Below are 22915 nucleotides of genomic sequence, written 5' to 3' on the forward strand. Positions count from 1 at the left end.
GGCTGCGATGCGGGCTCAGGCCGTGTCGGGAGCCGGTCCAAGGCTGAGCGGCAGGATTATCGGTTGAACGTCGTCACGGCTTGTCCGGGGCGCCACAGCTGGATGAGCATGCCGGTCCGCGATTCGTTGAGCCCGGCCAGCACGACGTCGTCGATGCCCATCAGGAACAGGTGGAACGGTCCAGGCGCCTCGATCGGCCGGTCGAGGTAGTCGTCGAGCTGATCGGTGGGCACCTCGAGGGCCCGGCCGGAGATCCTCGCGTCGCCGTGTTCCATCGATCCGTCGCCCGGGTTCGAGTGCAGCGCGTACCGGCCGTCACGTCGTAGATCACGCGCCTTCATCGCGTCGAGCATGGAACCGATGACGAGATGATCACCGTGGAAGTCGACCTCGGTTCCGCTGACCCGGGGTGCCCCCTTGGCACGTAGCGTGGCAAGGACATGGTGTTTGGTGAAGGTGAAGCGCTGCCGGACCGCCGCGGCTAGCTCTGGTGCTTCGGTGGAGAACTGTTTCCAAGAGGCCATGAGTTAAGTATTGAGCGAATTCCTGACATCCAGTGTCAGCGTTAAGGCATAGATTCGGACTATGCGAGCCAGCCGGTTGATGAGCCTGATGTTCCTGCTGCAACAGCGCCGCGGAGCCACGGCCGCCTGGCTCGCGGGAGAGCTCGACGTGTCGGTACGCACCGTCTACCGCGACGTCACTGCCTTGCAGGCGGCCGGCGTGCCGTTGTGGACCGAATCCGGGCCGGGCGGAGGCATCCACCTGGTAGAAGGCTGGCGGACCCGCCTGGACGGTCTCACCGGAGACGAGGCCGCGGCGCTGTTCCTGGCCGGTGCACCAGCAGCGGTGGCCGATCTCGGACTAGGGGCCGTGCTGACAGCGGCCGAGAGCAAGGTCATCGCCACGTTGCCTCCGGAACTTCGGGGCCGGGCCAGCCGACTGCGGGAGCGTTTCCACCTCGACGCCCCCGGATGGTTCGATGCCGAAGACACACCTGCGGCGCTGCCCACGGTGGCCGAAGCGGTGTGGGCGGGCCGGCAGATCGACGTCAGCTATGAGCGTCCGGACGGTCCGGTCTCGCGCCGGCTCGGCCCACTTGGCCTCGTGCTCAAGGCCGGGACGTGGTACTTGGTGGCCACACCGGACGGCGCACCCGGGCAGATCCGGACCTACCGCGTAGGGCGGATCGGTGCGGTCGAGCCACGCGACGAACGCGTCGACCGGCCGGACGGTTTCGAGCTGGCTGAGTGGTGGGCGGCGTCGGCCGCGGCGTTCGACCTGTCGCTGCTGCGATACCGGTGCCGGGTGCGGCTGGCACCGTGGGCGCTACGCAACCTCCACCACTACGTCGGTCCGGCGTCCGCGACATCCGCGCGGGCGACGGCCACACCACCCGACGCCGATGGCTGGTGTGTGCTCACCCTGCCAACCGAACGAGAAGACGTGGCGTTGCGGCAGCTGGCGGCCTTGGCGCCCGGTGTGGAGGTCCTGGAACCGGAGTCGCTGCGTCAGTCGCTGCACTCCATCGGGCAAGCCCTCGCCGATCAGAACGCTGGGCGCCCCGAGTGCCGGTGATCGTCGCCGGATTTCTGCCTTCACCCGGGTGCTTCCGGGTCTGAGGGAATACCCCATCAGGATGTTGGAATCGGCTCGATTCGGGTAACAGGGTGGATTGTGGCTGATGGAAACATGTCCGAACTGGCGGCGCTGGCCCAACAGCTACGGGTAGATGCGGTCCGCTGCGCGGAGGTGGCCGGCTCCGGCCACCCGACGTCGTCCCTGTCCGCGGCGGACCTCGTGGCCGTACTGGCAGCCCGGCACCTGCGTTACGACATCAACAATCGTGCCAACCCGCAGAACGATCACCTGATCTTCTCCAAGGGACACGCCTCGCCTTTGTTATACGCACTTGGCAAGGCGGCCGGCCTGATCACCGACGACGAACTGGTCACCTACCGTGCCCTCGGTAGCCGGCTCGAAGGCCATCCCACCCCTCGCGCGCCGATGGTGGACGTGGCAACCGGCTCCCTGGGGCTCGGTCTACCCACCGGCGTCGGCCTCGCTCTGTGCGGGCAGCGGTTGGACCGGCTGCCCTACCGAGTGTGGGTGCTCTGCGGAGATGGCGAACTGGCCGAGGGATCGGTCTGGGAGGCGGTCGAGCACGCTTCATACGAAGGGCTCAACCACCTGGTGGCGATCATCGACGTCAACCGGCTCGGCCAGCGCGGACCAACCCGATTCGGCTGGGATATCGGCGCCTACGCCCGGCGCTTCGAGGCGCACGGCTGGCGCGTGCTCCGGATCGACGGTCATCACCTCGATCAGATCGACGCCGCCTACCGCGAGGCGCTGACCTCCACTCGACCCACCGCTGTTCTGGCCCGCACGGTCAAGGGAGCCGGCATCGCCGAGGTGGCCGATCAGGAGGGGCACCACGGCAAGCCGGTCGGCAACGGCCGGCGGGCCATCGCCGAACTCGGCGGAGTCCGCCACCATCGGGTAAACGTATCCAAACCGCCCTACCTCGCCCCTCCCCACCGGTTCGGGGAACGCGGACGGTACCAGCCACCCGTCTACGAACTCGGCGACACCGAGTCCACGCGCGATGCGTTCGGAGCCGCATTTGCCGCGCTGGCTCGAGCCCGTCCCGATGTCGTGGGGCTGGATGCCGAGGTGTCCGACTCCACCCGGATGGAGCGGTTCGCCGCCGAGCACCCCGACCGGTTCTTCCAGTTCTACATCGCCGAGCAGCAGATGGTCGCCGCCGCCATCGGCATTCAGGCACGGGGCTGGAATCCGTTCGTGGCCACCTTCGCCGCCTTCCTGGCCAGGGCCTACGACGTGATTCGGATGGCGGCCGTCAGCCGGGCAAACCTGTGCCTCGTCGGGTCCCACGCCGGAGTGGCCATCGGGGCCGACGGGCCGTCGCAGATGGGCCTCGAGGACATCGCGGTGATGCGTGCGGTGTATTCGAGTACGGTCATCCATCCCTGTGACGCCAACCAGACCGGGATGCTGATGGAGCAGCTGGCCGACCGTGCCGGTATCCGCTACTTGCGTACCTGCCGGGGCGAGACACCAGTGATCTACCCGCCCGGAGAGGTCTTCGAGGTGGGCGGTAGCCGCGTACTGCGTTCCAGCTCCGCCGACGCGGTCACGCTGGTGGCGGCCGGAGTCACCGTCCACGAGGCGCTCGCCGCGGCCGACGACCTAGCCCGGCATGGTGTTGCGACACGTGTCATCGACCTCTACTCGATCAAACCGGTCGACGCGGTCACCCTGCACCAGGCCGCTGGCGACACCGGGTTCCTGGTGACCGTCGAGGATCATCGCCCGGAAGGTGGCCTCGGGGACGCGGTCTGCCAGGCGTTCTCCGGCGCGGTGGCGCCACGGATCACCCGGCTCGGGGTCGACACCATGCCCGGCTCCGCCACACCGGCCGAGCAGCTCGTAGCCGCGGGAATCGACCATTCGTCGATCGCCGCCGCGGTGCTTTCCCAGCTCGCGGCCCGGTGACCGGGGCGGTACCGGGTCAGACGGATCGTTCGGCATTGTCGGCGACTCCGTCGACGCCCGAAATCCGCGCGCAGTGGGCGCAGCAGTAGACCAATCCCCGGGCCTCCACGCCGTGCCCGATCACCCGGCAGGCGCAGTGCGCACACCGTGGGGCGCACCGGTGGATGGCGCACTCGAAGCTGTCGAAGGTGTGTTCGTGGCCGTCCGGCGTGCGCAAGCTGAAGCTGCGGTCGTAGTCGTTGCCGCATACGTCGCACACACTCATAACTGTCCTCCAGGTCTCGTTTCCGGCATCGACGATGTCGTCGTCCCCCGTGGTTACCCACCACCCGGCCGCGTACTCCCCGTGGCCGTTTCGACGACGGGAGCCCGGGTAAGCGCGGGACATGAGCGATCACAACGGCCGGCGTGGGCGACGCACCGGCTCTACCACCTGGCGCGGATGCCAACGACGCACCGGAAGGCGCGGGTGCTCGCCGACTGGGTGATGGATGTGGCGTTCCCCCGTCAGGTGGTGGTGTTGGTGGACTGCACGACCCGCGCCACGAGTTCGTCACCAGCGCAGCACGGCAGCCACCCCGTCAGCACTGATCGGCCGCCCGGTCACGACGGTCTCGGCGTCCGTCGCGGCGGACGCGCACAACACCGCCAGATCAGCGCGCACCGGCCCGGCCTCCCGCGCCGCGGCCGGCAATGGCAGACCGGGGTGAGCGGCGGGTTCGACCACGGTGCCCGAGGCCACCTCAGGAGCAAGCACGGCGGTGCGGACCCGGCCTTGGACCAGGGCGGGCAGAACTCCGTCGACGCCCAGCACGGCCGCGCCGTCGCGGCCAGCCTCCTCTTCCAGTTCGTTCAAGACCCGCCGTCGGTCACTGTCGACGGCCTCCCGGACCACCTCGTCGATGGCGTCGTCCAGGACAGTCCGTGAACTTCCGGCCGCGCGTCCACCGGTCTCGAGCTCCACGAGGGCGGCCCTGGCCGGCTCGCTCACCGCCTGCCGGATCTCACCCTGGGCGCGTAGATCTCCAGCCGTCACGACGGCCCGCACGCCGGTGGTGATCAGCTCGTCGATCTCCGCGGCGACCTGCTCGGCGTTGCGGCGCCAGGTCTCCTCGGCGCGCCGCTGGTACCGCTTGTGCGACCACCCGCCGACGGCGACCTTCGTGAGGTGTTTCGTGTCGCCGTCGGCGCTGTCATGGGTCACCAACCGTTCTGGCCAAGGAGCGTAGAGCTCGAAGTCGGCACCCTCTCGGTCGGCGAGTACGACGAGGATCGGCACCGCGGTGCTGCGATCGGCGAGCCAACCGGTGAGGTCTGGCAGTGGCCCCCACGTGACGGTCTCGTTGGAACGTGGCCGGGGCACGACGTCGTCGAGGACGATGTCGTTGTCGGCGGCCACGACCATCCGGGCGGTTGAGCCCGGCATGTCGACTGGTTCGGTGATCCGTTCTTCGGCGAGGTCGATCAGCTCGCTGGGCGCGGCCATCCGCTGCAGTTGCTCGCGTGCCGACCGCCAGCGTACGGCCAACCGGTGGGGTGCCTCGTCGACGTTGCGGCTCACGTCGAGGTACGCCGTGAGGAACGGCCCGGGATGCTGGCACACCTGGGAGATCACGTCGGTAGTGGCATGGGGCTGGGTGGGGCGCATAAGATCACTCCAAAGATAAAGAAAGAATCACGATATCGATGCGATCTCGTCTCGCTGGCGGTATGAGTAGTGGTGGAGTAGCCGTCAGGCGGGGGGTTCGGCGCACCGTTGGTGGGCCGATTGTGGAGGTTGTCATGAATGTGCAGGATTCGGCGGAGTTCGCCGACGCGGCTCGTCAACTCGCTACGGAGCCGGATTTCGATCACGCCGCGCAGCGCATCGCGGAATACGCCACCGAGATGACCAGCGCCGAACAAGGCGGCGTCGCCCTGCTGCGGTCCAGTCACCGGTGGGAGGTCGCGGCCGCTACCGGCGCCGAAGCGGAGCAGGCGGGGCGGATCCGGTCCGCGATGCACGAGGCTCCCGGGTTCGACCCCGCGGATGACCACGACACCTGCCTCGTCAGTAACACCAGCCAGGATCACCGCTGGCCACAGTGGGGTTCGCAGATGGCGGAGCTCGGATTCCGCAGCGCGGTGAGCGCCTGCTTGTACACCAGTCGCCGTACCATCGGCACTCTCGATCTCTATGCCAGCTCGGTTGGCCAGCTCGACGAGGCCGATGCCGAACGTGCCCGGGTGCTGGCCAGCCACGCCTCGGTGGCGTTGGACTTCCTGCAGGAAGAGATCGGGCTGCGGCGCGCGGTCGAGACCAGAAACATCATCGGGCAGGCACAGGGGTTGCTGATGGAACGGTACGGGCTCGACGCTCATCGTGCGTTCGACGTCCTCCGGCGACATTCTCAAGACAGCAACATCAAGCTGCGCGAGGTAGCGGAACAGCTGATCTCGACCCGGAGCCTGCCTGTCGACTGACCGGCCGCGTGTTCAGCCGCCGCCTGAGGTGACCGAGGATCCGAGCCAGCAGCCGCGACACCTGCATCTGGGTGATGCCCATGTCGTCGGCGATCTCCTGTTGGGTCCACCCCCGGACGAATCGCAAGTACAGAACGCGCTGGTCCCGCGGTGACAACGCGCGGCACAACGGACGCAGGACCGTCCTCGCCTCCGCTCGCCCGAAACCGGCGTCGTCGGCACCGATCACATCCGATAACGAGCCACCGTCCTCGGTGTGGACGGGTGCGTCGAGCGACATGGGTGTGTAGCAGCTATGGCACGCCTGCGCTTCCTCCACGTCGCGTACGTCCAGGTCCAGCTCGGCGGCGATCTCACCGGGTGTGGGGAGGCGGCCCAGCCGTTGCGCCAGCCCCGCCGCGGTGGTCGTGATCTGGCGATGCAGCTCCTGGATCCGCCGCGGTGGGCGGATGGTCCAGCCGTGGTCGCGGAAGTATCGCTTGACCTCGCCGGCAATGGTAGGCATGGCGAACGAGACGAAGTCCACCCCACGTTCGGGTGTGTACCGGCGTACCGCGTTCACCAATCCCAGGTAGGCCACCTGGGTCAGATCGGCGACATCTTCGGAGCGTCCCGCGTACTTGCGGGCGATCGACTCGGCCAACCCCGTGTTGAGCATGATGGCTTCATCCTGCAACCGCCGCTGCTCGGCTGGTCCGGCATTGGCGGCTCGGCGCAATAGCCGATGTGTGTTCTCCGCCCGGCCGGTGCCGTCACCGGCGGGGGCAGCATGATTGTTTGCGGAATGAGCTAAGGAAGTGGATCTGGCGGTCGCGAGAGGCACGGCCAACACCTACCGAACAGGTCGGAATGTGATGTGGCTGCTGCTTAACCACCTACTTGTCAGCCAAACATGGCTCCGGCGGCATGTCAACCGGCCCCTGCTCATCAACCGGTGGGTAGGGCAGAAATCCGGCCACGATCACCGAGGACGGGTGACGCCGTTGCGGTTGGGTGGGCCCAGGGGGGCCAATGGGCCCAGGCCTCGGGCGAGGATCGGGCGCGTCACCCCTTTGACGTGTAGCCGGCGCGGCGCAGGGCCTCGGCGATCGCACCTTGTGGTTCGTTCTTGCCACCCTGACCACGGTCGCGTCGTGGTCCGTCACCCCGTCGAGGCCCGGCCGGACCTCGGGTGCCGTCGCCACCAGGCGAGCGCCGCTGCGCCGGCTTGCCGGCGCTGACCTCGTCGTCGAGACGCAGCGTCAGCGAGATCCGGTTGCGGGGCACGTCGACGTCGAGCACCTTGACGTGTACGACGTCGCCGGGTTTGACGACATCGCGCGGGTCTTTGACGTATTCGTGGGACATCGCCGAGATGTGCACCAGGCCGTCCTGGTGGACGCCGACGTCGACGAACGCCCCGAACGCCGCCACGTTGGTGACCACTCCCTCGAGCCGCATCCCGGGCTTCAGGTCGGCCACGGTCTCGACGCCTTCGCTGAACGTTGCCGTCTTGAACGTCGGGCGGGGGTCGCGGCCGGGTTTCTCCAGCTCAGCCAGGACATCGGTGATAGTAGGCAGCCCGTAGGTGGTGTCGACGAAGTCGGTCGGACGTAGCCCGCGCAGCGCCCGGCCATTACCCAGCAGGGTGCGGAGGTCACCGCCGGCAGCCTGGGCGATCCGGCGAGCCAGGGGATAGGACTCCGGGTGCACGCTGGAGGCGTCCAGCGGCTCGTCGCCGCCGCGGATGCGCAGAAACCCGGCGCATTGTTCGAAGGCCTTCGGGCCGAGGCGGGGGACCCGCTGCAACGCGGTGCGGGAGGAGAACGGACCGTGGTCTTCCCGGTGCACGACGATGTTCTCCGCCAGCCCGGTACTGATGCCGGATACCCGGGACAGCAGGGGCACCGATGCGGTGTTGAGGTCGACCCCGACCGCGTTCACGCAGTCTTCGACTACCGCGTCGAGGGAGCGGGAGAGTGCGCCTTCGGTGATGTCGTGCTGGTATTGCCCGACACCGATCGACCTCGGTTCGATCTTCACCAGTTCGGCCAAAGGATCTTGCAGGCGGCGGGCGATCGACACCGCGCCACGGATGGACACATCGAGATCCGGGAGTTCACGTGAGGCGAACGACGACGCCGAGTACACCGACGCCCCGGCCTCGGAGACCATGACCTTGGTCAGCTTCAGCTCCGGATGTGCCGCGACGAGTTGGCCGGCGAGGTGGTCGGTCTCCCGCGACGCGGTGCCGTTGCCGATGGCGATCAGTTCGACGTTGTGGTCGCGGGCCAACTGCTCGAGGACGGCTAGTGCCTCGTCCCAGCGGGCCTGTGGCTTGTGCGGGTAGACGGTAGTGGTAGCGACCACCTTGCCGGTGGCGTCGACCACGGCGACTTTGACACCGGTGCGGTAAGCCGGGTCCAGGCCCATCGTGGGCCGGGTGCCGGCTGGCGCGGCGAGGAGGAGATCACGGAGGTTGCTGGCGAACACCCGGATGGCTTCCTCTTCAGCAGCCTGGCGCACACGCATGCGGAGGTCGAGCCCGAGGGTGACCATGATGCGGGTCCGCCAGGCCCAGCGGACCGCGTCGGCCAGCCAGCGGTCGGCCGCCCGGTCCCGGTTCTCGATGCCGAACCGGTGGGCGATGGCACGCTCGTAGTCGGTCGGGCCGGTTTGGTCGTCGTCCTCGGCGGTGGGCTCCACCGTCAGATCGAGGATCTCCTCCTTCTCCGCCCGGAACAGCGCCAGGGCGCGGTGTGATGGTAGCCGCGACAGCGGCTCGGCGAAGTCGAAGTAGTCGGAATATTTGGCACCGGCCGCTTCGGCGCCGGCCCGCACCTTGGATACGAGGCGCCCCCGCGACCACACCCGTTCGCGCAGGTCACCGATGAGGTCGGCGTCCTCGGCGAAACGTTCGACGAGGATCGCCCTGGCTCCGGTCAGCGCGGCCGCGGCGTCCGGCACACCGTCGGTGATGAAGGTGGCGGCCGTCGTCTGGGGGTCCTGCGTGGGGTCGCTCAGCAGCGTGTCGGCGAGTGGCTCCAGCCCGGCCTCCCGGGCGATCTGGGCTTTGGTCCGCCGCTTGGGTTTGTACGGCAGGTAGATGTCTTCCAGGCGGGCTTTCGTCTCCGCCGCATGAATCTTCGCTTCCAGCTCCGGGGTCAGCTTGTCTTGGTCGCGGATCGAGTCCAGGACGGCCGCCCGGCGCTCTTCGAGCTCGCGAAGGTAACGCAGGCGCTCCTCCAGCACCCGAAGCTGTGCGTCGTCGAGTGTTCCCGTCGCTTCCTTGCGATACCGGGCGATGAACGGCACGGTGGCGCCGTCGTCGAGCAGCGCGACGGCTGCGGCCACCTGGGTCTCGCGGACTCCGAGCTCTTCAGCGATCTTGTGGTGCACCCGGTCCTGCGTGGTCACTGTCACGGCTCCCCGATCGATCCTCTCGGTGCGGTTGGCTCCGGGCCAGGCGCACGACGCCACTCCCGGAAGGGATATTCTGCCTGTTGTCGTTCTGGGGTGGGCGGCCAGGACGGCGAGCGGCCCGCCGTGGTCATGGTGCTACCTTTGACGTCGTTTGCGGAGGTCGCCCCGAGCCGTCCCACGGTTCTGACAGGAGGTCGCCCGGTGAAGGCAGGACCCCAGCACGTCATCGTCATGGGAGTGTCCGGTTCGGGCAAAACCACAGTGGCGAAGAGGCTGGCCCAGCAGTTGGCATGGCCCTACGCGGAGGGTGACGACTTCCACCCACCAGCCAACGTCGACAAGATGGCCGCGGGTGAACCGCTCACCGACGACGATCGCTGGCCATGGTTGCGGGCCATCGTCGACTGGATGTGTGCGCAAGCCGGTGACGGTCGGAGCACGGTCGTGACCTGCTCGGCGTTGCGGCGTGTCTACCGGGATGTGCTGGGTGAAGCCGACGGGTTGGTGCGGTTCGCGTATCTGGCCGGAGACATCGACGTCATCGGCGAGCGGGTCGGTTACCGGCGGGGACACTTCATGCCGGTCTCGCTTCTCGAATCACAGTTCGACACCCTGGAGCCGCTCGAGCCGGACGAGGCTGGAATCGCGGTGGACGTGTCCGGTACACCCGAGCAGATGGTGCAGGACGTCATCGACGGACTGGAATTGGGTCACTGAGCCGGACGTAGCCGTCGGCGCTGAGCCGCACACCGGAACGGAGAGAACATGGCCGAGCAGCAGCAATCAGCGGACGTCGCCGTCACCGGACTAGCCACGATGGGCCGCAATCTGGCGCGTAACCTGGCCCGGAACGGTTACCGGGTCGCGGTTCACAACCGCAGCCGGGAGCGTACCGACGCACTGGTCGCCGAGTTCGGACACGAGGGGACCTTCGTGCCCGCCGCCAGCCTCGAGGAGCTGGTCGCCGCCCTGGAGCGGCCTCGCAAGGTGATCGTCATGGTGCAGGCGGGTGGCCCAACCGACGCGGTGATCGATCAGCTGCGGCCACTACTCGACGACGGTGACGTTGTTGTCGACGCCGGGAACGCCCACTACCAAGACACCCGGCGGCGCGAGGACCAGCTGCGCGCGGACGGCATCCACTTTCTCGGCACCGGCGTGTCCGGCGGTGAAGAAGGTGCCCTGCTCGGACCGAGCATCATGCCGGGTGGCAGCGGTCATGCGTACGAGGCGTTGCGGCCGATGTTCGACAGGATTGCCGCCGAGGTGGACGGCACCCCGTGTTGTGCACACGTCGGGCCGGATGGCGCCGGGCATTTCGTCAAGATGCTGCACAACGGCATCGAGTACGCCGACATGCAGCTCATCGCGGAGTCCTACGACCTCCTGCGGCTAGGGCTTGGCATGGAGCCGGCCGCCGTCGCCGAGGTGTTCGGCCGGTGGAACAGCGGCGACCTGGAATCGTTCCTCGTGGAGATCACTGCCGAGGTGCTGGCGCACGTCGACGACACCACCGGGCGCCCATTCGTCGACATCGTCCTCGATCAGGCCGGGCAGAAAGGCACCGGGCGCTGGACCGTCATCTCCGCGCTGGAGCTCGGGGTGCCGGTCAGCGGCATGGCCGAGGCGGTCTTCGCCCGGGGGCTCTCCGGCGACGCGCGACGACGCGAGGCGGCCCGTGCGTCGTTGAGCGGGCCGTCGGCAGTACCCGACGTCGGCGACCAGGACCGGTTCGTCGACGACATCCGCGACGCCCTCTACGCCTCCAAGCTGGTCGCCTACGCTCAGGGATTCGACACCATCCGGGCCGCCAGTGAGGAGTACGGGTGGGACGTCGACCTCGGCGCTATGGCCACCATCTGGCGGGGCGGTTGTATCATCCGGGCGCGTTTCCTGGACCGGATCAGGGACGCCTACGATCGCCGCCCCGAGTTGCCGACGCTGCTGGTGGACGAGTACTTCCGCGCCGCGGTGGCCGACGCCCAGGCCGGTTGGCGGCGGGTGGTCGCCGCCGCGGCTCAGCTAGGTGTGCCGGCGCCCGGCTTCAGCAGTGCCCTGGCCTACTACGACGGATTGCGGGCCGAACGCCTACCGGCAGCGCTGATCCAAGGACAGCGTGACCTGTTCGGGGCGCACACCTACCGCCGGGTCGACCGCGAGGGCACCTTCCACGTCGACTGGTCGGGAACCCGCACCGAACAGCAACGTTAGCCCGTGATCGTTGCCGGATCACGGGGAGAAGACGTGGCGGAGCCGGGGCCAACTCGCGCTGCGGCAGTAGACGGGGACCTCGTCGATCGGAACCTCCCGCGTGACCACGCTGCCACCGGACAACTCCTGCCCGGTCCAGGCGTCGACCCACTCTCCACCCGGTAGATAGGTGTCCCAGCTGGTCACGCCCGGATCGACCACCGGAGCCACGAGGAGATCGTCACCCAACAGGTACTGACGCGGATATACCCAGGCATCGTCGTCACCCGGATAGTCGAAGAACAACCCGCGCATCAGCGGTGCACCCCCGGCCACGGTGTGGGCGGCCTGCTCGGCCAAGTACGGCACCAGCCGATCCCGCAGGTGGGCATAACGACGGAACACGGGGATGACCCGTTCGTCGCCGGTCTGCTCGGCCACGTTCCACGGTGTGCGGTCCCGCCAGGGACGCCGATGGTGGTTGAACTCCGAGTGGTACTGCATGATCGGCATGAAGCAGGACGCCGCCGTGGCGCGGAGGTACAGTTCGGCGTCCGGCACATCACCGGAGAAACCGGCCAGGTCCCAGCCCCAGTAGACGATGCCGCAGGCGCTGGCGGTGATACCGGCGGTCACCGCGGACCGGAGCCCGTCCCACGTGGAGTCCTCGTCCCCGGCCCAGAACGCACCGTGTGCCTGGGAGCCGGTGAACCCGGCCCGGCTGAACGTCACCGGTGCCTTGCCGCATGAACGCAACAGGTCGCCATAAGCGCGGGCGTAGTGCACCGGGAAGAGGTTGTTGGCGGCGGCTCCGTCCTGCGGGCCGTCGGCCGACGAGACACCATGCTGGAGATCGTGCCCCCAGGCGTGCTCGCCGCCGTCGGTCTTGAATCCGTCGATGCCTAATTCCTCGACCAGGTAACGACGTTTCTCCGTCCACCAGGTCCGGGCCTGTTGCGAGGCTAGATCTGGCATCAAAGCCAGCGGGAACCACCAGCCCCGGTTCCGGTAAGGACGGCCGTCGGCCTCGGTGACGACGAGTCCCTGCTCGACGGCGGCCCGGGCATCCGCCGCCAGCTGCCCGGTCGGGTGTGGGCGCATCTTCAGCAGCGGGATCTGCCACAACAACACCTTGATGTCGCGGTCGTGGAGCTCGTCGACCATCCCCTTCGGGTCGGGCCAGGCGCCGGCCGGCGGAAAGCGGAAGTCGCTGAGCCGATGCGGGGAGCCGTCCTCGTTGACGTCGTACTCCGCATCACGGAACGCGGTGAAGGTGGACTCGTCGCTCCAGGCCTCGATGACGAGGGCGCCGACCGGGATGTCGTGGGTGCGGTGGTGTTCCATCTCCGCCATGACGCGGGCTTGAGTGTTCCATTCGTTGCCGCTGGCCCACAGCCGGAACACCCAGTCCGGCAGCAGCTCGGGGCGGCCGGCGTCGTCGAGGAAGGTGTTGAGGATCTCGGTCGGGCTGCCGTCGTAGATCCGCACGACGAGTTCGTCGTCGCCACCCGTCTCGGCTTCGACGGTCAACGTGTCCGGGCGGCTGGCGCCGACGTCGTACCAGGTGCGACGCGACGTTCGTACATGGAAACCCCAGGTGCGTTCACCAACCACCATCGCAAACGGCATCGGCAAGTAGGTGCGGCCATGGGCGCCCTGCTGCTTGTACTGCTCGAAGACGACGGCGTCGAGCAGGCGTCCGCGCTGATCGACGTGGTCGTAGCGTTCACCGAAGCCGACGACGCGGTCGCCGGGCGCCAGCGGCAGGTCGAACCGGACCCGGCGCGGCCCATCAGACCCAACCAGCCACCGCGCCGTGCCGTCCACATCCGTCGAAGACGCGGCCGCCGTCCGGTCCACGATCAGCGTGCCACCGTCGTCGCGCCATTCGGCGGCGGTGACGTCGTACCAGCGGGTCGAGCGGGTGCGCTGGTCGTCGTAGTCGGCGATGAACCGATACCGGTAGGTGGTCCCAGCGGTCAGCGGCGGCGTGGTGACGTGCCAGTACTGCTGATCGGCCAGTGAACGTGCCTGCGCGGCAGCCAGGTGGCCACCGTCCGCGGCGGCATCCCCGACCGCGTCGCCACCTGGCGGACGCATCGGCCACTCGTGGATCGGCTGGTCTCCGGCGGCCCATTCGCAACGCATCGACCGCACGCTGGCCGACGCACGTGCTCTCAGCTCACACCTCTCGCCCGCCTCGGGTTCGGCCGGCACTCGCTGATCACCGGTGGTGGCGTACGGATGGCCGGAGCCGTGTGGCCGGTGCCGAATCACCGCACACCTCCCGTCACACCCAGCTCGTCGGCCAAGATCAGGTACATCCCGTGCGACCACAGGAGTGGGGTGGCCACCGGACCCCAGCGGTCGACCCACTCCTGCTGCCGACCCGGCGCGAGCAGGTGATGGTCCACCTGCTCGGGTAGCTCACCGTCGGGTGTGGCCTGCGCCGCGATCCAACGCAGGCCCTCCAGCGCGGCCGTACGGTCGCCGGCCACGGCTCGATTCCACGCGAGAAAAGCGGTCAGCAACGGCCACTGACCGCCGCCGTAGAAGGTGTCCGCGACGAATCGGTGCACACCACCGTCCACGCAGAGCTGCCGCTCGACCTCGTCCACGGTGGCCCGGCCCACCTCACTATCCGGGCTCACCAGGCCGAATGGCGCCACGCAGGCCAGCAAGCTGGCGTCGACGGCGGACGTGCCCAGCCACTTCGCCAGGTGACCGTCGACAACGCCGCCCTCTCGGGTCAGCACCGCGGAAATCTCCTCGACCACAGCGTTGGCGGCTGCCCGGTCCGCGAGAGTCAGGCCGGCCCCCAACCACGGGTTGGCCGTCACCGCGCGTAACCCCGCGTGGATCGCGCCCAGCGTGGAGACGTGCCGCTGGTCGTCGTGTTCTTCCCACCAGTCGAAGCAGGGCCGGTTCCAGAACGTACTGAGATACCGGACGGCGGTCACCACCGCCTTCTGCAGGTCGTCGGGGTCGACGCCGGGGTCGGCCGGGTGGCGACGCAGGTGTTCGTCGACGGTCCACAGCCAGGTGCCGTACCCGTCGAGCTGGAAGTCCCACCAGGGATCACGGCCGAGTTCGCCGTCCAGCGTGTACCGAGTGGGCAGCAGATCGGCCGACGGTATCACCACACCCCGGGCAGCCCGGGTGATCAGCTCGTCCACTTGGCCGGAGCGCTCCACCAGTACCCGGGCACACCAGGTGTGGAACGCCCCGGCGCTGGACCAGTCGCCGTACCGGCTCACCCCCTCGGCGATAAACGCGCCGTCGCGGAACCAGCAATACCCGCGGTACGCACTGAACGACGGGCTCGCCGGGTAGGCACCCGAGGGTGCCTGGTGGGTGGTGATGACGCGGTGGCTGTGCCGGGCCAGCGCTTCGAGGTCGATCAACGACGTTCTCCTTCTGGGCAAGCTCTTACGTAGAGGAGGCTGAGAACGCGCGGCCCCTTAGTTAAGCAGCGCGTTGACGCGGTCAGCGGCGTCGGCCAGTGCGTCCTCCACGTCCTTTCGTCCGGCCGCCGCCTCACCGAGCTCCTCGGTGACGGCATCCTGCATCTCCTGCTGGCTGGAGATCACCGGCGGCAGCACCGTCTCCTCCAGTGCCTCGAACACGGCATCCCGGTTGGCCGGTGGGGTCTGATCCAGGTAGGGGGCGAGCTTGTCGGTGTCGGCAATGGGTGGAAGCTCCCATCCTGCTTCCAGCCGGGTGTCCACCATCGCGTCGGACGACGTCAGGTACTCCAGCCACCGCTGCGCCTCTTCGGGGTGGTCGCTGCCGGCGCTCACCACCACGCCGTTGGTGAACATGGCGCTGGCCTGGGTGGCGTTGCCGGGTTCGACGACGATGTCCCACTCGAAGGGTGTGTCGGCCAGCGGACCGAACATCCAGATGCCGGTGTGCCACATGGCGAGGTTGCCGGACCGGAACAGCTCGGTGTCGAAATCCGGTGTCCCCGCGCCGTCGGCCTCGGTAGGCATGACGGTGCCGGGTTTCTCCACCAGCCAGCGTGCCGCCTCCAGGCCGGCCGGGCTGTCGAAGGCCACCGCCGAGCCGTCCGCGGTGAAGAACTCACCGCCGGCCTGGGCCAGGACCTTGTAGAACTCGTGGAACGTCGCCGGTTGATAGAGGCCGAAGACTCCCTCGTCGGTGTCGGTTAGTGCCTCGGCGGCGGCGAGTTGGTCTTCCCAGGTCCAGTCGGCGGAAGGTTCGTCCAGGCCGGCTTCGGCGAACAACTCCTTGTTGTAGAACAGCACGACGTCGGAGAACGACTCCGGCAGGCCCACCTGTGCGCCGTCGTACTGGAACGCCTCCAGCAGCGACGGTGTGTAGGCGCCTTCGTCGACCCCGCTCAGCTCGGCCAACGCACCGGACTCGGCGTAGGTGACGAAGTTCTCGTAGTTCAGCTCGAAGGCGTCGGCCTCCGTGTTGCCGGCGACGGCGGTTTGCAGCCGGGTGAAGTAGTCGTCGTACGGTGTGGTCTCGACGATCACCTCGATGTCCGGGTTGTCCGCCTCGAACGCCTCGACGATGCTGGCGAGGTTGTCCTCGTTGCCGTTGTTCGAGGAGAACTCCATGTAGCGGACGGTGACCCGGTCGGATTCGTCGTCGCCGGACGACGAGCGGGTGGCTGACCCTTGCGAGCAGGCGGCGAGCATCAGCGTGCTGGCCGCAACCGCGACGCCGATGGTGAGTTGACGCCTCATTGTCTCCTCCGTGTGTTGGTGGCCGACCGCTCCGGGGTTCATTTGAGCCCGGAGCGGGCGACGCCTTGGATGACGTATTTCTGCGCCGCGAGATACAGCACGGCGATCGGGATGATGCTGACGACCGAGCCGGCCATCACCACGTCCCACGCGGTGGTGAACTGGCCGTGCAAGGTGCTCAGACCCAGGGGCAGGGTCATGAACTCTGGTGATCGGATGATGACCAGTGGCCACAGGAAGCTGTTCCAGCTGGACATGAAGGCGAGTACGGCGAAGGTGGCCAGGGCCGGCCGGATTAGCGGCAGGATCACCATCGTGAACACCCGGATGTGGCCGGCACCGTCGATGATGGCGGCCTCGTCGAGCTCGCGGGGCACCTGGGCCACGGCTTGGCGCAGCAAGAACACCCCGAACGCTGAGGCGATGCTCGGTGCGATCAGCGCGGCGTAGGTGTCCACCAGGTTGAACGTGCGCATCTGGATGAACAGCGGCACGACCAGAACCTGCATGGGAACCATGAGGGTCGCGAGGTAGACGACGAACAGTGCGTTGCGCCCAGGGAACTCCAGTCGGGCGAACGCATAAGCGGCCATGGCGCTGGTGAGCAGCTGGAGCAGAGTGGCAGCGACCGCTATCACCAGGCTGTTGGCCATGATGCGCCAGAACGGGAGGGTGTCGAGCAACGTTCGGTACGCGTCGAACCCCGGTTCCTCCGGGATGAGCGTCGGGGAGCTGAGTCCCGCACCCGGTGTGATGGAGGTGATCACCGTCCAGGCGAACGGGAACAGCATGACGAACGCGCCGAGACCCAGCATCGCGAACAGCGAGATCTTGCGTATCCGCAGCGCCAGGAGGTGCCGGTCGCGGCCGGGGCGACGGCGTGGTGTGGTTTCGGTGTCAGGCATAGGTCACCCACCGGCGCTGGATTCGGACCTGGACGGCGGTGACGATGAGGACGACGGCGAACAGCAGCCAGGACAACGCCGATGCGTCCCCGGCTCGGCCGTATCGGAAGGTGAGGTCGTAGATCTGCTGGACCACCACTTCGGTCGAACCGGCCGGACCGCCGCCGGTCATCACGAAGACCTGGTCGAACACCTGGAAGCCGTTGATGAGCGAAATGACGACGACGAAGAAGCTCGACGGCGACAGCAGCGGCAGCGTGACATGGCGAAACCGCTTCCATGTGCTGGCCCCGTCGACCCGGGCGGCGTCGTAGTACTCAGCGGGGATCGACTGGAGCCCGGCCAGCAGGATGACCATGACGAACCCGACGTCCTTCCAGGCCGAGGCCAGGATCACCGAGGGCATCGCCCACACCGGATCGGTCCACCAGCCGGGTCCGTCGATGCCGATAGCTCCGAGCACCTCGTTGACCACGCCGCTGCTCGGGTTGAGCAGCCACTTCCACACCAGGGCGACGACAACCCAGCTGGTCACCACCGGCAGGAAGTACGCGGCCCGGAAGACGGACCGCCCGCGCAGGGCGGTGTTGAGGGCGAGTGCCGCCGCGAGGCCCCCGGCGAAAACAAGGGGCAGGTAGCCGGCGATGTAGTAGAGCGTGTTGCCGAACGCTCGCCAGGTGTTCGAGTCACCAATCAGGTCGCCGAAGTTGTCGAGACCCACCCATTGCATGGGACTGATGAGGTTCCAGTCATGCAGGGCCACCCACAGCGAGCCGACCATGGGCGCCAGAGTGAACATGGCCAGCGGCACGAAACTGGGGGCGAGAAAAAGCACGACGGTGCCGGCTTTGCGCAGCCGCCGCCGTGGGCGGGCCGGCGGGCCGGGCGCGATGCGGGCCGGGGCCGCCTGGGTGAGCGGCGCGGTCACGCGGTGTCCTGGGTCAGCGCCTCGCCGAGGCGGGCCCGCACGAGCTCGCCCTGGCTGCCCGTGAGGCCGGTGGCGTCGAACGGGGTGGCCAGCACCAGCGCTGCGCCGCCGAGAGCCCACGACGAGTCGTCCCAGGTTTCTACGGCCACGGAAACGGCGCGACGAGCGGGTAGCAGATGGGCCCGGAGGTGCGGCTCGAAGCCTGACCGCCAGTGAGACCAGCCCCGGGTGCCTTCACCAAGGACCACGACGACCTCTGGGTCCATGACGTTGACGAGGCCGCTGACCGCGCGCCCGAGCACTGCTCCGGCGTCGGCGAGTAAGCTCCGCGCGGTATTGTCGCCGCCGTCGGCGGCCCCTAGCAGGTGGGCGGCGGTGGCATCGGGGCCCAGCACACCCTCCTCGCGGGCTCGCCGCAGAAGTGCGTCCTGGCCGATGATCGCTTCGAGGCAACCGCGGTTGCCACACGAGCACCGTGGGCCCTCGGGGCTGACCGGAAGGTGGCCGAACTCACCCGCGCCGCCGGTGCTGCCTCGGTAGACACTGCCGTCGACGACGAGTCCGGCGCCGATGCCCCGCCCGATGGTGACGACGAGGAAGTCGCGGTGTTCCCGGCCCCGGCCGTAGAGGCGTTCGGTGACCGCCAGGGTGTTGACGTCGTTCTCCACCAGTACCGGCACCGGCAGAGCGGCCTGCAGCCGGGAGCCGAGGGGCAGGTTCTGCCAGCCGAGGGTGGGAGCGTTGACGATGCCGGTGGCTTGGTCGTCCACCGCGCCTGGCACACCGATGCCGATGCCGAGGAGTGGTGCGTGTCCTTCACCCGGTTCGGTGAGCGGGAGCAAGATGTCGATGAGCTGGTCGATGGCGTCGACCGCGGTGGCGTCGAAAGGCCACTCCCACGACCGCATGACCTGGCCATCAAGCCTGGCCTCGACCGCTGCCACGTGGTCGGCCGCGACTTTGGCGCCGAGCGCTCGGCCGGCCGAGCCGACCAACCCCAGCAGGACGGCCGGCCGGCCGCCCCGGGACGGTGCCTGGGTGACTTCGGTGATCATGCCGCGGGCGATCAGGTCTTTGGTGACCTGGGTGACCGTGGCAGGGCTGAGATCGAGAACCTGAGCGATCCGACTACGGCTCAGTGGGCCGGACGCGCCGAGCACGGCCAGCACGGCCGAGCGAGTAAGGTCGCCACGGGATAGGGGCATCCGGCTCTCCTGGACTTCATTTACGACTAAAGTTAGTCCAAAAGAAACATGCCGGACACCAAGCTGTCAAGAGCTGGAACGTGTAGACCTGACCTTCTCCGCGTCTGCGGCCCACCGGACCAATCCGGCGTTGGGAAAGTGCCTCGGCGCCTCGTCGGCCAAGGTCAAGCGGTCAGTCGTTACTCCTGAATGATGGACAACGTGTTGCCGGCCGGATCCTTGAACCATGCGATGAGTGGTCCGCCGCCGCGGAAGATGCCACGTTGGTCGGTGTGCTCCGCAGCGTCCGGGTACCGCTCGAAACGGACGCCGCGCTCGGCGAGTTCGTCGGCGGCCTGTTCGATGTCATCGACCGGGAAATTCAGGATGGTGTACGTCGCCGGGACGTGGGTGTCGCCCTTCGGGTAGACCAGCGTCGGGCGGTCGCCGGCGATGTGGAGAGTCAACAGGCCGTACTCCTCGGTGACCCGCAGGCCGAGAGTCTCGCTGTAGAACTTCTTGGCCGCTGGAATGTCGTCGACCGAGAAGCCGCTGAACGCTCGGGTGTTGGTGAACATGATCGCCTCGTTTCTCGTGGGTGTTACATCTGAGCCATCTGCGCCAGATGCTCCGGGCTGAGCTGGATGAGCTGGACGTAGTTGCCGTCGGGATCGATGGCGGTGCCGAACAGGCTGCCGTCGCGGTCCTCCATCGGCACCAACCACCCGGCCCCCAGTTCGTCGATGCGGGCCGCGGTGGTCCTGGCGTCGGTCACGTCGAAATTGAGGATCATCCTTCCGGGTTCCGGGTTCTTCTCACCGACGTCATCGCGGGTGTCGATCATCAAATAGAACTCGCCGAACTGCAGCATGTGGTAGCCGTCGATGTCGGCTTCCCGCCGTGGCCGTAGCGCATGGGTGTACCAGCTGTACAGACGTGTGGGATCGGTGCTCGACAGCAACATGCTGCCCAGGCTGGCCTCGGTCACGGTTCCTCCCTCAGGTGCGGGCGTTCTGTCTCGCCCTCTGAAGGGTTGACCGCCGGACCGGCGGGAAGTCATCGGTCAGTCGGGTGGCGGCCCTGTCCTACCGTTCGGCGACGCCGTGCAGGAAGGTGCGCACGGCCTGGTCGGCCGCGACGTGCCGGGGGACCGTGCCATCGACGACGCTCTGCGCGCCGACGTAGACCAAGGCATAACACGCGGCCTCCACCCAGTCCGGGGTGAGGTCGGCGGCGATGTCGCCGTCGGCCTGCGCCTGCCGGATCAGGTCGGTGACCGATGTGTCCTCGGCGTCCTCGTCGAGCTCGGCGTAGTAGCGCTGGGCGTCGCTGAAGAGGAACACCAGTCGGTCTCCGGCATCGAGGAGGCCCCGAAGGAGGTCCTCCAGCGCTTGGACGGCTGGTTTGGTGCCGACGCCGACCTGTTGGACGACCCGGTCCATGGACACTTGTGAGTCTTTCAACAGGGCCCGGATGAGGTCTTGGCGCTCCGGGAAATAGCGATGCAGGGTGCTGCGGCTGACCTCGGCGCGGTCGGCGATCTCGCCAAGGGCGGCGGTGGGTTCACGCGACCAGACCTGGGCGGCGGCGTCGAGGATAGCGCGTCGGGTGCGTTCGCGGACCCCGGACGCGGGCCGGACCTCGGGCACGCTCGTCATGCGACCACTGTACCAGCGATGCGTCAATATAAGACATCGAAGATTGAAAATCGGACATCGATGTGTCATTCTGGGCCGCATGAATCCCGAATCTGCCGGCTTGGTCCGGGACACGCCAGATCTTCCCGCCCGGGAGAAGCTGCGGCTGCTGTGGCGTTATGCCCGCCCGCACCGCTGGGTCTTGGTTATAGGAATGCTTCTCGGCGTCGTCGGTACCGCCGCCGAGCTGGTCACTCCGATGGTCACCAAGGTGGTCCTCGATGGCCTGGGTACGTCGGACTCTCTCCGTGGCCCCATCACCATCCTGGCGGTGCTGCTCGTGGCCGGAGCCGTCATCGGCTTGATCCAGGCCATCATGCTCGGCCAGCTCGCCGAGCGGGTGATCCTCGCTGCTCGCACCGGGCTGGTCCGGCACTTGCTGCGCGCCAAGGTGACCGAGATGGCCGGCCGTTCTAGTGGTGAGATGGTCGCGCGAGTCACCTCCGACACCACGCTGATTCGCGAAGCCGCCACCTCGAGTGCGGTGAACCTGGTCAACGGGGCGATCGGGCTGGTTGGTGCGCTGATCCTCATGGCCTATCTCGACGGCGTGCTCCTGGTGTGGACACTGGTGGTTCTGGTGGTCGTCTCCGCCATCGCCATGCTGCTGATGCCCGCTCTGTCCCGGGCCCAGCAAGACGCGCAGGAGGAGGTCGGCAAGCTGGGCGGCCGCCTCGAAGGTGTGCTGCGGGCGCTGCGCACGGTGAAGGTCAGCCGAGCCGAAGACCACGAGACCGCCATGATCTCCCGCCATGCCGAGCGTTCGGCCGCCAAAGGCATCCGAGCGGTCAAGATCGAAGCCGTTGCCTGGACGATCACCGGGGCCGGGGTGAATCTCGCTGTCATGCTCATTCTAGGCCTCGGTGCGTACCGCGTGTCGGCCGGACAGCTGTCGGTATCGGCGCTCGTCGCCTTCCTGCTGTATCTGTTCCAGCTCATGACTCCGGTCATGTTGCTCACGCAGAGCATCACCTCATTGCAGTCGGGTCTGGCCGCGGCGGCCCGGATGTCGGAGGTCGAGAAGCTCGAGCTCGAGTCCGACGGCGTCGATGGCGAGCCGGAGACGCGGCGAACTCCGATCCCGGACGCCGCCGGCGAGTCCGGGCTGTTGCTGCATGACGTCACCGCCCGTTACGCCCCCGGAACGGCCCCGGCTGTGCGCGGCCTCACCATCGCCATCCCATCGCGGGGCCATACCGCCATCATCGGACCATCCGGGGCCGGCAAAACCACCGTGTTCTCACTGCTGCTGAAATTCCTCGAGCCCGAGCGCGGCCAGCTGTGGCTGGACGGGCGCCCGTACTCGCAGTGGAGCCGATCAGACCTGCGGCGCAGAATCGCCTACGTCGAGCAGGACACCCCGCTCGTGCCGGGCACGCTGCGCGACAACCTCAGATACGGAGCCCTAGGTGCGTCCGACGCGCAGTTGTGGGATGCGTTGTCCACGGTACGTCTGGACGAGCGGGTACGAGAGTTGCCCGACGGGCTCGACACCGAACTGGCAGCCACCACCATGTCGGGTGGTGAGCGGCAACGTGTCGCCGTCGCCAGAGCGCTCGTGGCGGAGCCCGACATACTGCTGCTCGACGAGGCCACGGCACAGTTGGACGGCCTGACCGAAGCCGCTCTCAGCGCCGGGCTCGAACGGCTGGCCCGCCACGGCGCCGTAGTCACCATTGCCCATCGGCTGTCCACCGTCATCGACGCCGACCGGATCGTGGTGCTGGAAGCCGGCCAGGTGCGCAACACCGGCACCCACCGTGACCTCCTCGCCGCCGACGAGCTATACCGCGAACTGGTGGCCGCGCTGCGGATCGCCACCAACGGAGGACCCGAGGGAGAAAGCGACATTCAGGTCCCCGCAGGCGTGTCGTAACACCACAGAGGCCGCCTGCGCGGTGTGCAATAC

Annotated in this window: 20 protein-coding genes; 6 read left to right on the plus strand and 14 right to left on the minus strand. The window is 67.9% G+C overall.

What is annotated here, in order from left to right; translation table 11 throughout:
- Positions 1-56 precede the first annotated feature (56 nt).
- Complete coding sequence (locus G8760_RS20600; protein WP_166354707.1) at positions 57-524, minus strand: pyridoxamine 5'-phosphate oxidase family protein; 468 nt, start codon at positions 522-524, stop codon at positions 57-59.
- A 61-nt stretch (positions 525-585) separates the two neighbouring features.
- On the opposite strand from G8760_RS20600, the gene G8760_RS20605 reads away from it, so the two are divergent.
- On the plus strand, positions 586-1578 hold the full coding sequence (locus G8760_RS20605; protein WP_166354709.1) for a helix-turn-helix transcriptional regulator: 993 nt from the start codon (positions 586-588) through the stop codon (positions 1576-1578).
- 114 nt (positions 1579-1692) lie between these two features.
- Entirely contained in the window at positions 1693-3519 is a 1827-nt protein-coding gene (locus G8760_RS20610; protein WP_166354710.1) for a transketolase, read from the plus strand.
- 16 nt (positions 3520-3535) lie between these two features.
- Here the strand turns inward: G8760_RS20610 and G8760_RS20615 are convergent, their stop codons facing one another.
- Entirely contained in the window at positions 3536-3784 is a 249-nt protein-coding gene (locus G8760_RS20615) for a hypothetical protein (RefSeq protein WP_166354831.1), read from the minus strand.
- Positions 3785-4072: 288 nt separating this feature from the next.
- The gene (locus G8760_RS20620) at positions 4073-5167 is read right to left on the minus strand and encodes a baeRF2 domain-containing protein (RefSeq protein ID WP_166354711.1); all 1095 of its coding nucleotides are present in this window, start codon (positions 5165-5167) and stop codon (positions 4073-4075) included.
- 134 nt (positions 5168-5301) lie between these two features.
- Between G8760_RS20620 and G8760_RS20625 the strand changes: the two genes are divergently transcribed.
- Positions 5302-5982, plus strand: coding sequence for a GAF and ANTAR domain-containing protein (locus tag G8760_RS20625; protein ID WP_166354712.1), 681 nt, complete (start codon positions 5302-5304; stop codon positions 5980-5982).
- Here G8760_RS20625 and G8760_RS20630 read toward each other — a convergent pair.
- Entirely contained in the window at positions 5924-6805 is an 882-nt protein-coding gene (locus G8760_RS20630) for a SigB/SigF/SigG family RNA polymerase sigma factor (RefSeq protein ID WP_166354713.1), read from the minus strand. The genes G8760_RS20625 and G8760_RS20630 overlap by 59 nt on opposite strands.
- A 221-nt stretch (positions 6806-7026) precedes the next feature.
- Complete coding sequence (locus G8760_RS20635; protein WP_166354714.1) at positions 7027-9378, minus strand: Tex family protein; 2352 nt, start codon at positions 9376-9378, stop codon at positions 7027-7029.
- Positions 9379-9585: 207 nt separating this feature from the next.
- Here G8760_RS20635 and G8760_RS20640 point away from each other — a divergent pair, with 207 nt between their 5' ends.
- Both G8760_RS20640 and gndA read left to right on the plus strand, forming a co-directional pair.
- Positions 9586-10101 carry a gluconokinase gene (locus G8760_RS20640; RefSeq protein ID WP_246222630.1) on the plus strand — a complete coding sequence of 172 codons (516 nt, stop codon included), beginning with the start codon at positions 9586-9588 and terminating at the stop codon, positions 10099-10101.
- A gap of 48 nt (positions 10102-10149) precedes the next feature.
- Complete coding sequence (gene gndA, locus G8760_RS20645) at positions 10150-11595, plus strand: NADP-dependent phosphogluconate dehydrogenase (RefSeq protein ID WP_166354715.1); 1446 nt, start codon at positions 10150-10152, stop codon at positions 11593-11595.
- 18 nt (positions 11596-11613) lie between these two features.
- On the opposite strand, the gene G8760_RS20650 is transcribed toward gndA, so the two are convergent.
- From G8760_RS20650 to G8760_RS20690, 9 genes are all read right to left on the minus strand, one after another.
- Positions 11614-13851 (minus strand): TIM-barrel domain-containing protein, encoded by a 2238-nt coding sequence (locus G8760_RS20650; RefSeq protein WP_166354716.1) that lies wholly within the window; start codon positions 13849-13851, stop codon positions 11614-11616.
- Positions 13848-14978, minus strand: coding sequence for a glycoside hydrolase family 15 protein (locus G8760_RS20655; protein WP_207782545.1), 1131 nt, complete (start codon positions 14976-14978; stop codon positions 13848-13850). Before G8760_RS20655 ends, G8760_RS20650 begins: the two co-directional genes overlap by 4 nt.
- Before the next feature lie 57 nt (positions 14979-15035).
- On the minus strand, positions 15036-16292 hold the full coding sequence (locus G8760_RS20660) for an ABC transporter substrate-binding protein (protein WP_166354718.1): 1257 nt from the start codon (positions 16290-16292) through the stop codon (positions 15036-15038).
- A 38-nt stretch (positions 16293-16330) separates the two neighbouring features.
- Positions 16331-17197 (minus strand): carbohydrate ABC transporter permease, encoded by an 867-nt coding sequence (locus G8760_RS20665; RefSeq protein ID WP_166354719.1) that lies wholly within the window; start codon positions 17195-17197, stop codon positions 16331-16333.
- Complete coding sequence (locus G8760_RS20670; protein WP_343074435.1) at positions 17190-18053, minus strand: carbohydrate ABC transporter permease; 864 nt, start codon at positions 18051-18053, stop codon at positions 17190-17192. Before G8760_RS20670 ends, G8760_RS20665 begins: the two co-directional genes overlap by 8 nt.
- A gap of 68 nt (positions 18054-18121) precedes the next feature.
- Positions 18122-19330, minus strand: coding sequence for an ROK family transcriptional regulator (locus G8760_RS20675; protein ID WP_166354720.1), 1209 nt, complete (start codon positions 19328-19330; stop codon positions 18122-18124).
- Positions 19331-19509: 179 nt separating this feature from the next.
- Positions 19510-19887 (minus strand): VOC family protein, encoded by a 378-nt coding sequence (locus G8760_RS20680; protein WP_166354721.1) that lies wholly within the window; start codon positions 19885-19887, stop codon positions 19510-19512.
- A gap of 23 nt (positions 19888-19910) precedes the next feature.
- A complete protein-coding gene (locus tag G8760_RS20685) occupies positions 19911-20297 on the minus strand; it encodes a VOC family protein (protein WP_166354722.1) in 387 nt (128 codons plus the stop codon).
- A 97-nt stretch (positions 20298-20394) separates the two neighbouring features.
- Positions 20395-20967, minus strand: a complete 573-nt coding sequence (locus G8760_RS20690) for a TetR/AcrR family transcriptional regulator (RefSeq protein ID WP_166354723.1) — start codon at positions 20965-20967, stop codon at positions 20395-20397.
- A 79-nt stretch (positions 20968-21046) separates the two neighbouring features.
- Here G8760_RS20690 and G8760_RS20695 point away from each other — a divergent pair, with 79 nt between their 5' ends.
- On the plus strand, positions 21047-22882 hold the full coding sequence (locus G8760_RS20695) for an ABC transporter ATP-binding protein (protein WP_166354724.1): 1836 nt from the start codon (positions 21047-21049) through the stop codon (positions 22880-22882).
- The last annotated feature ends 33 nt before the right edge of the window (positions 22883-22915 follow it).

Source organism: Phytoactinopolyspora limicola (genome assembly GCF_011320225.1).
GTDB lineage: Bacteria > Actinomycetota > Actinomycetes > Jiangellales > Jiangellaceae > Phytoactinopolyspora > Phytoactinopolyspora limicola.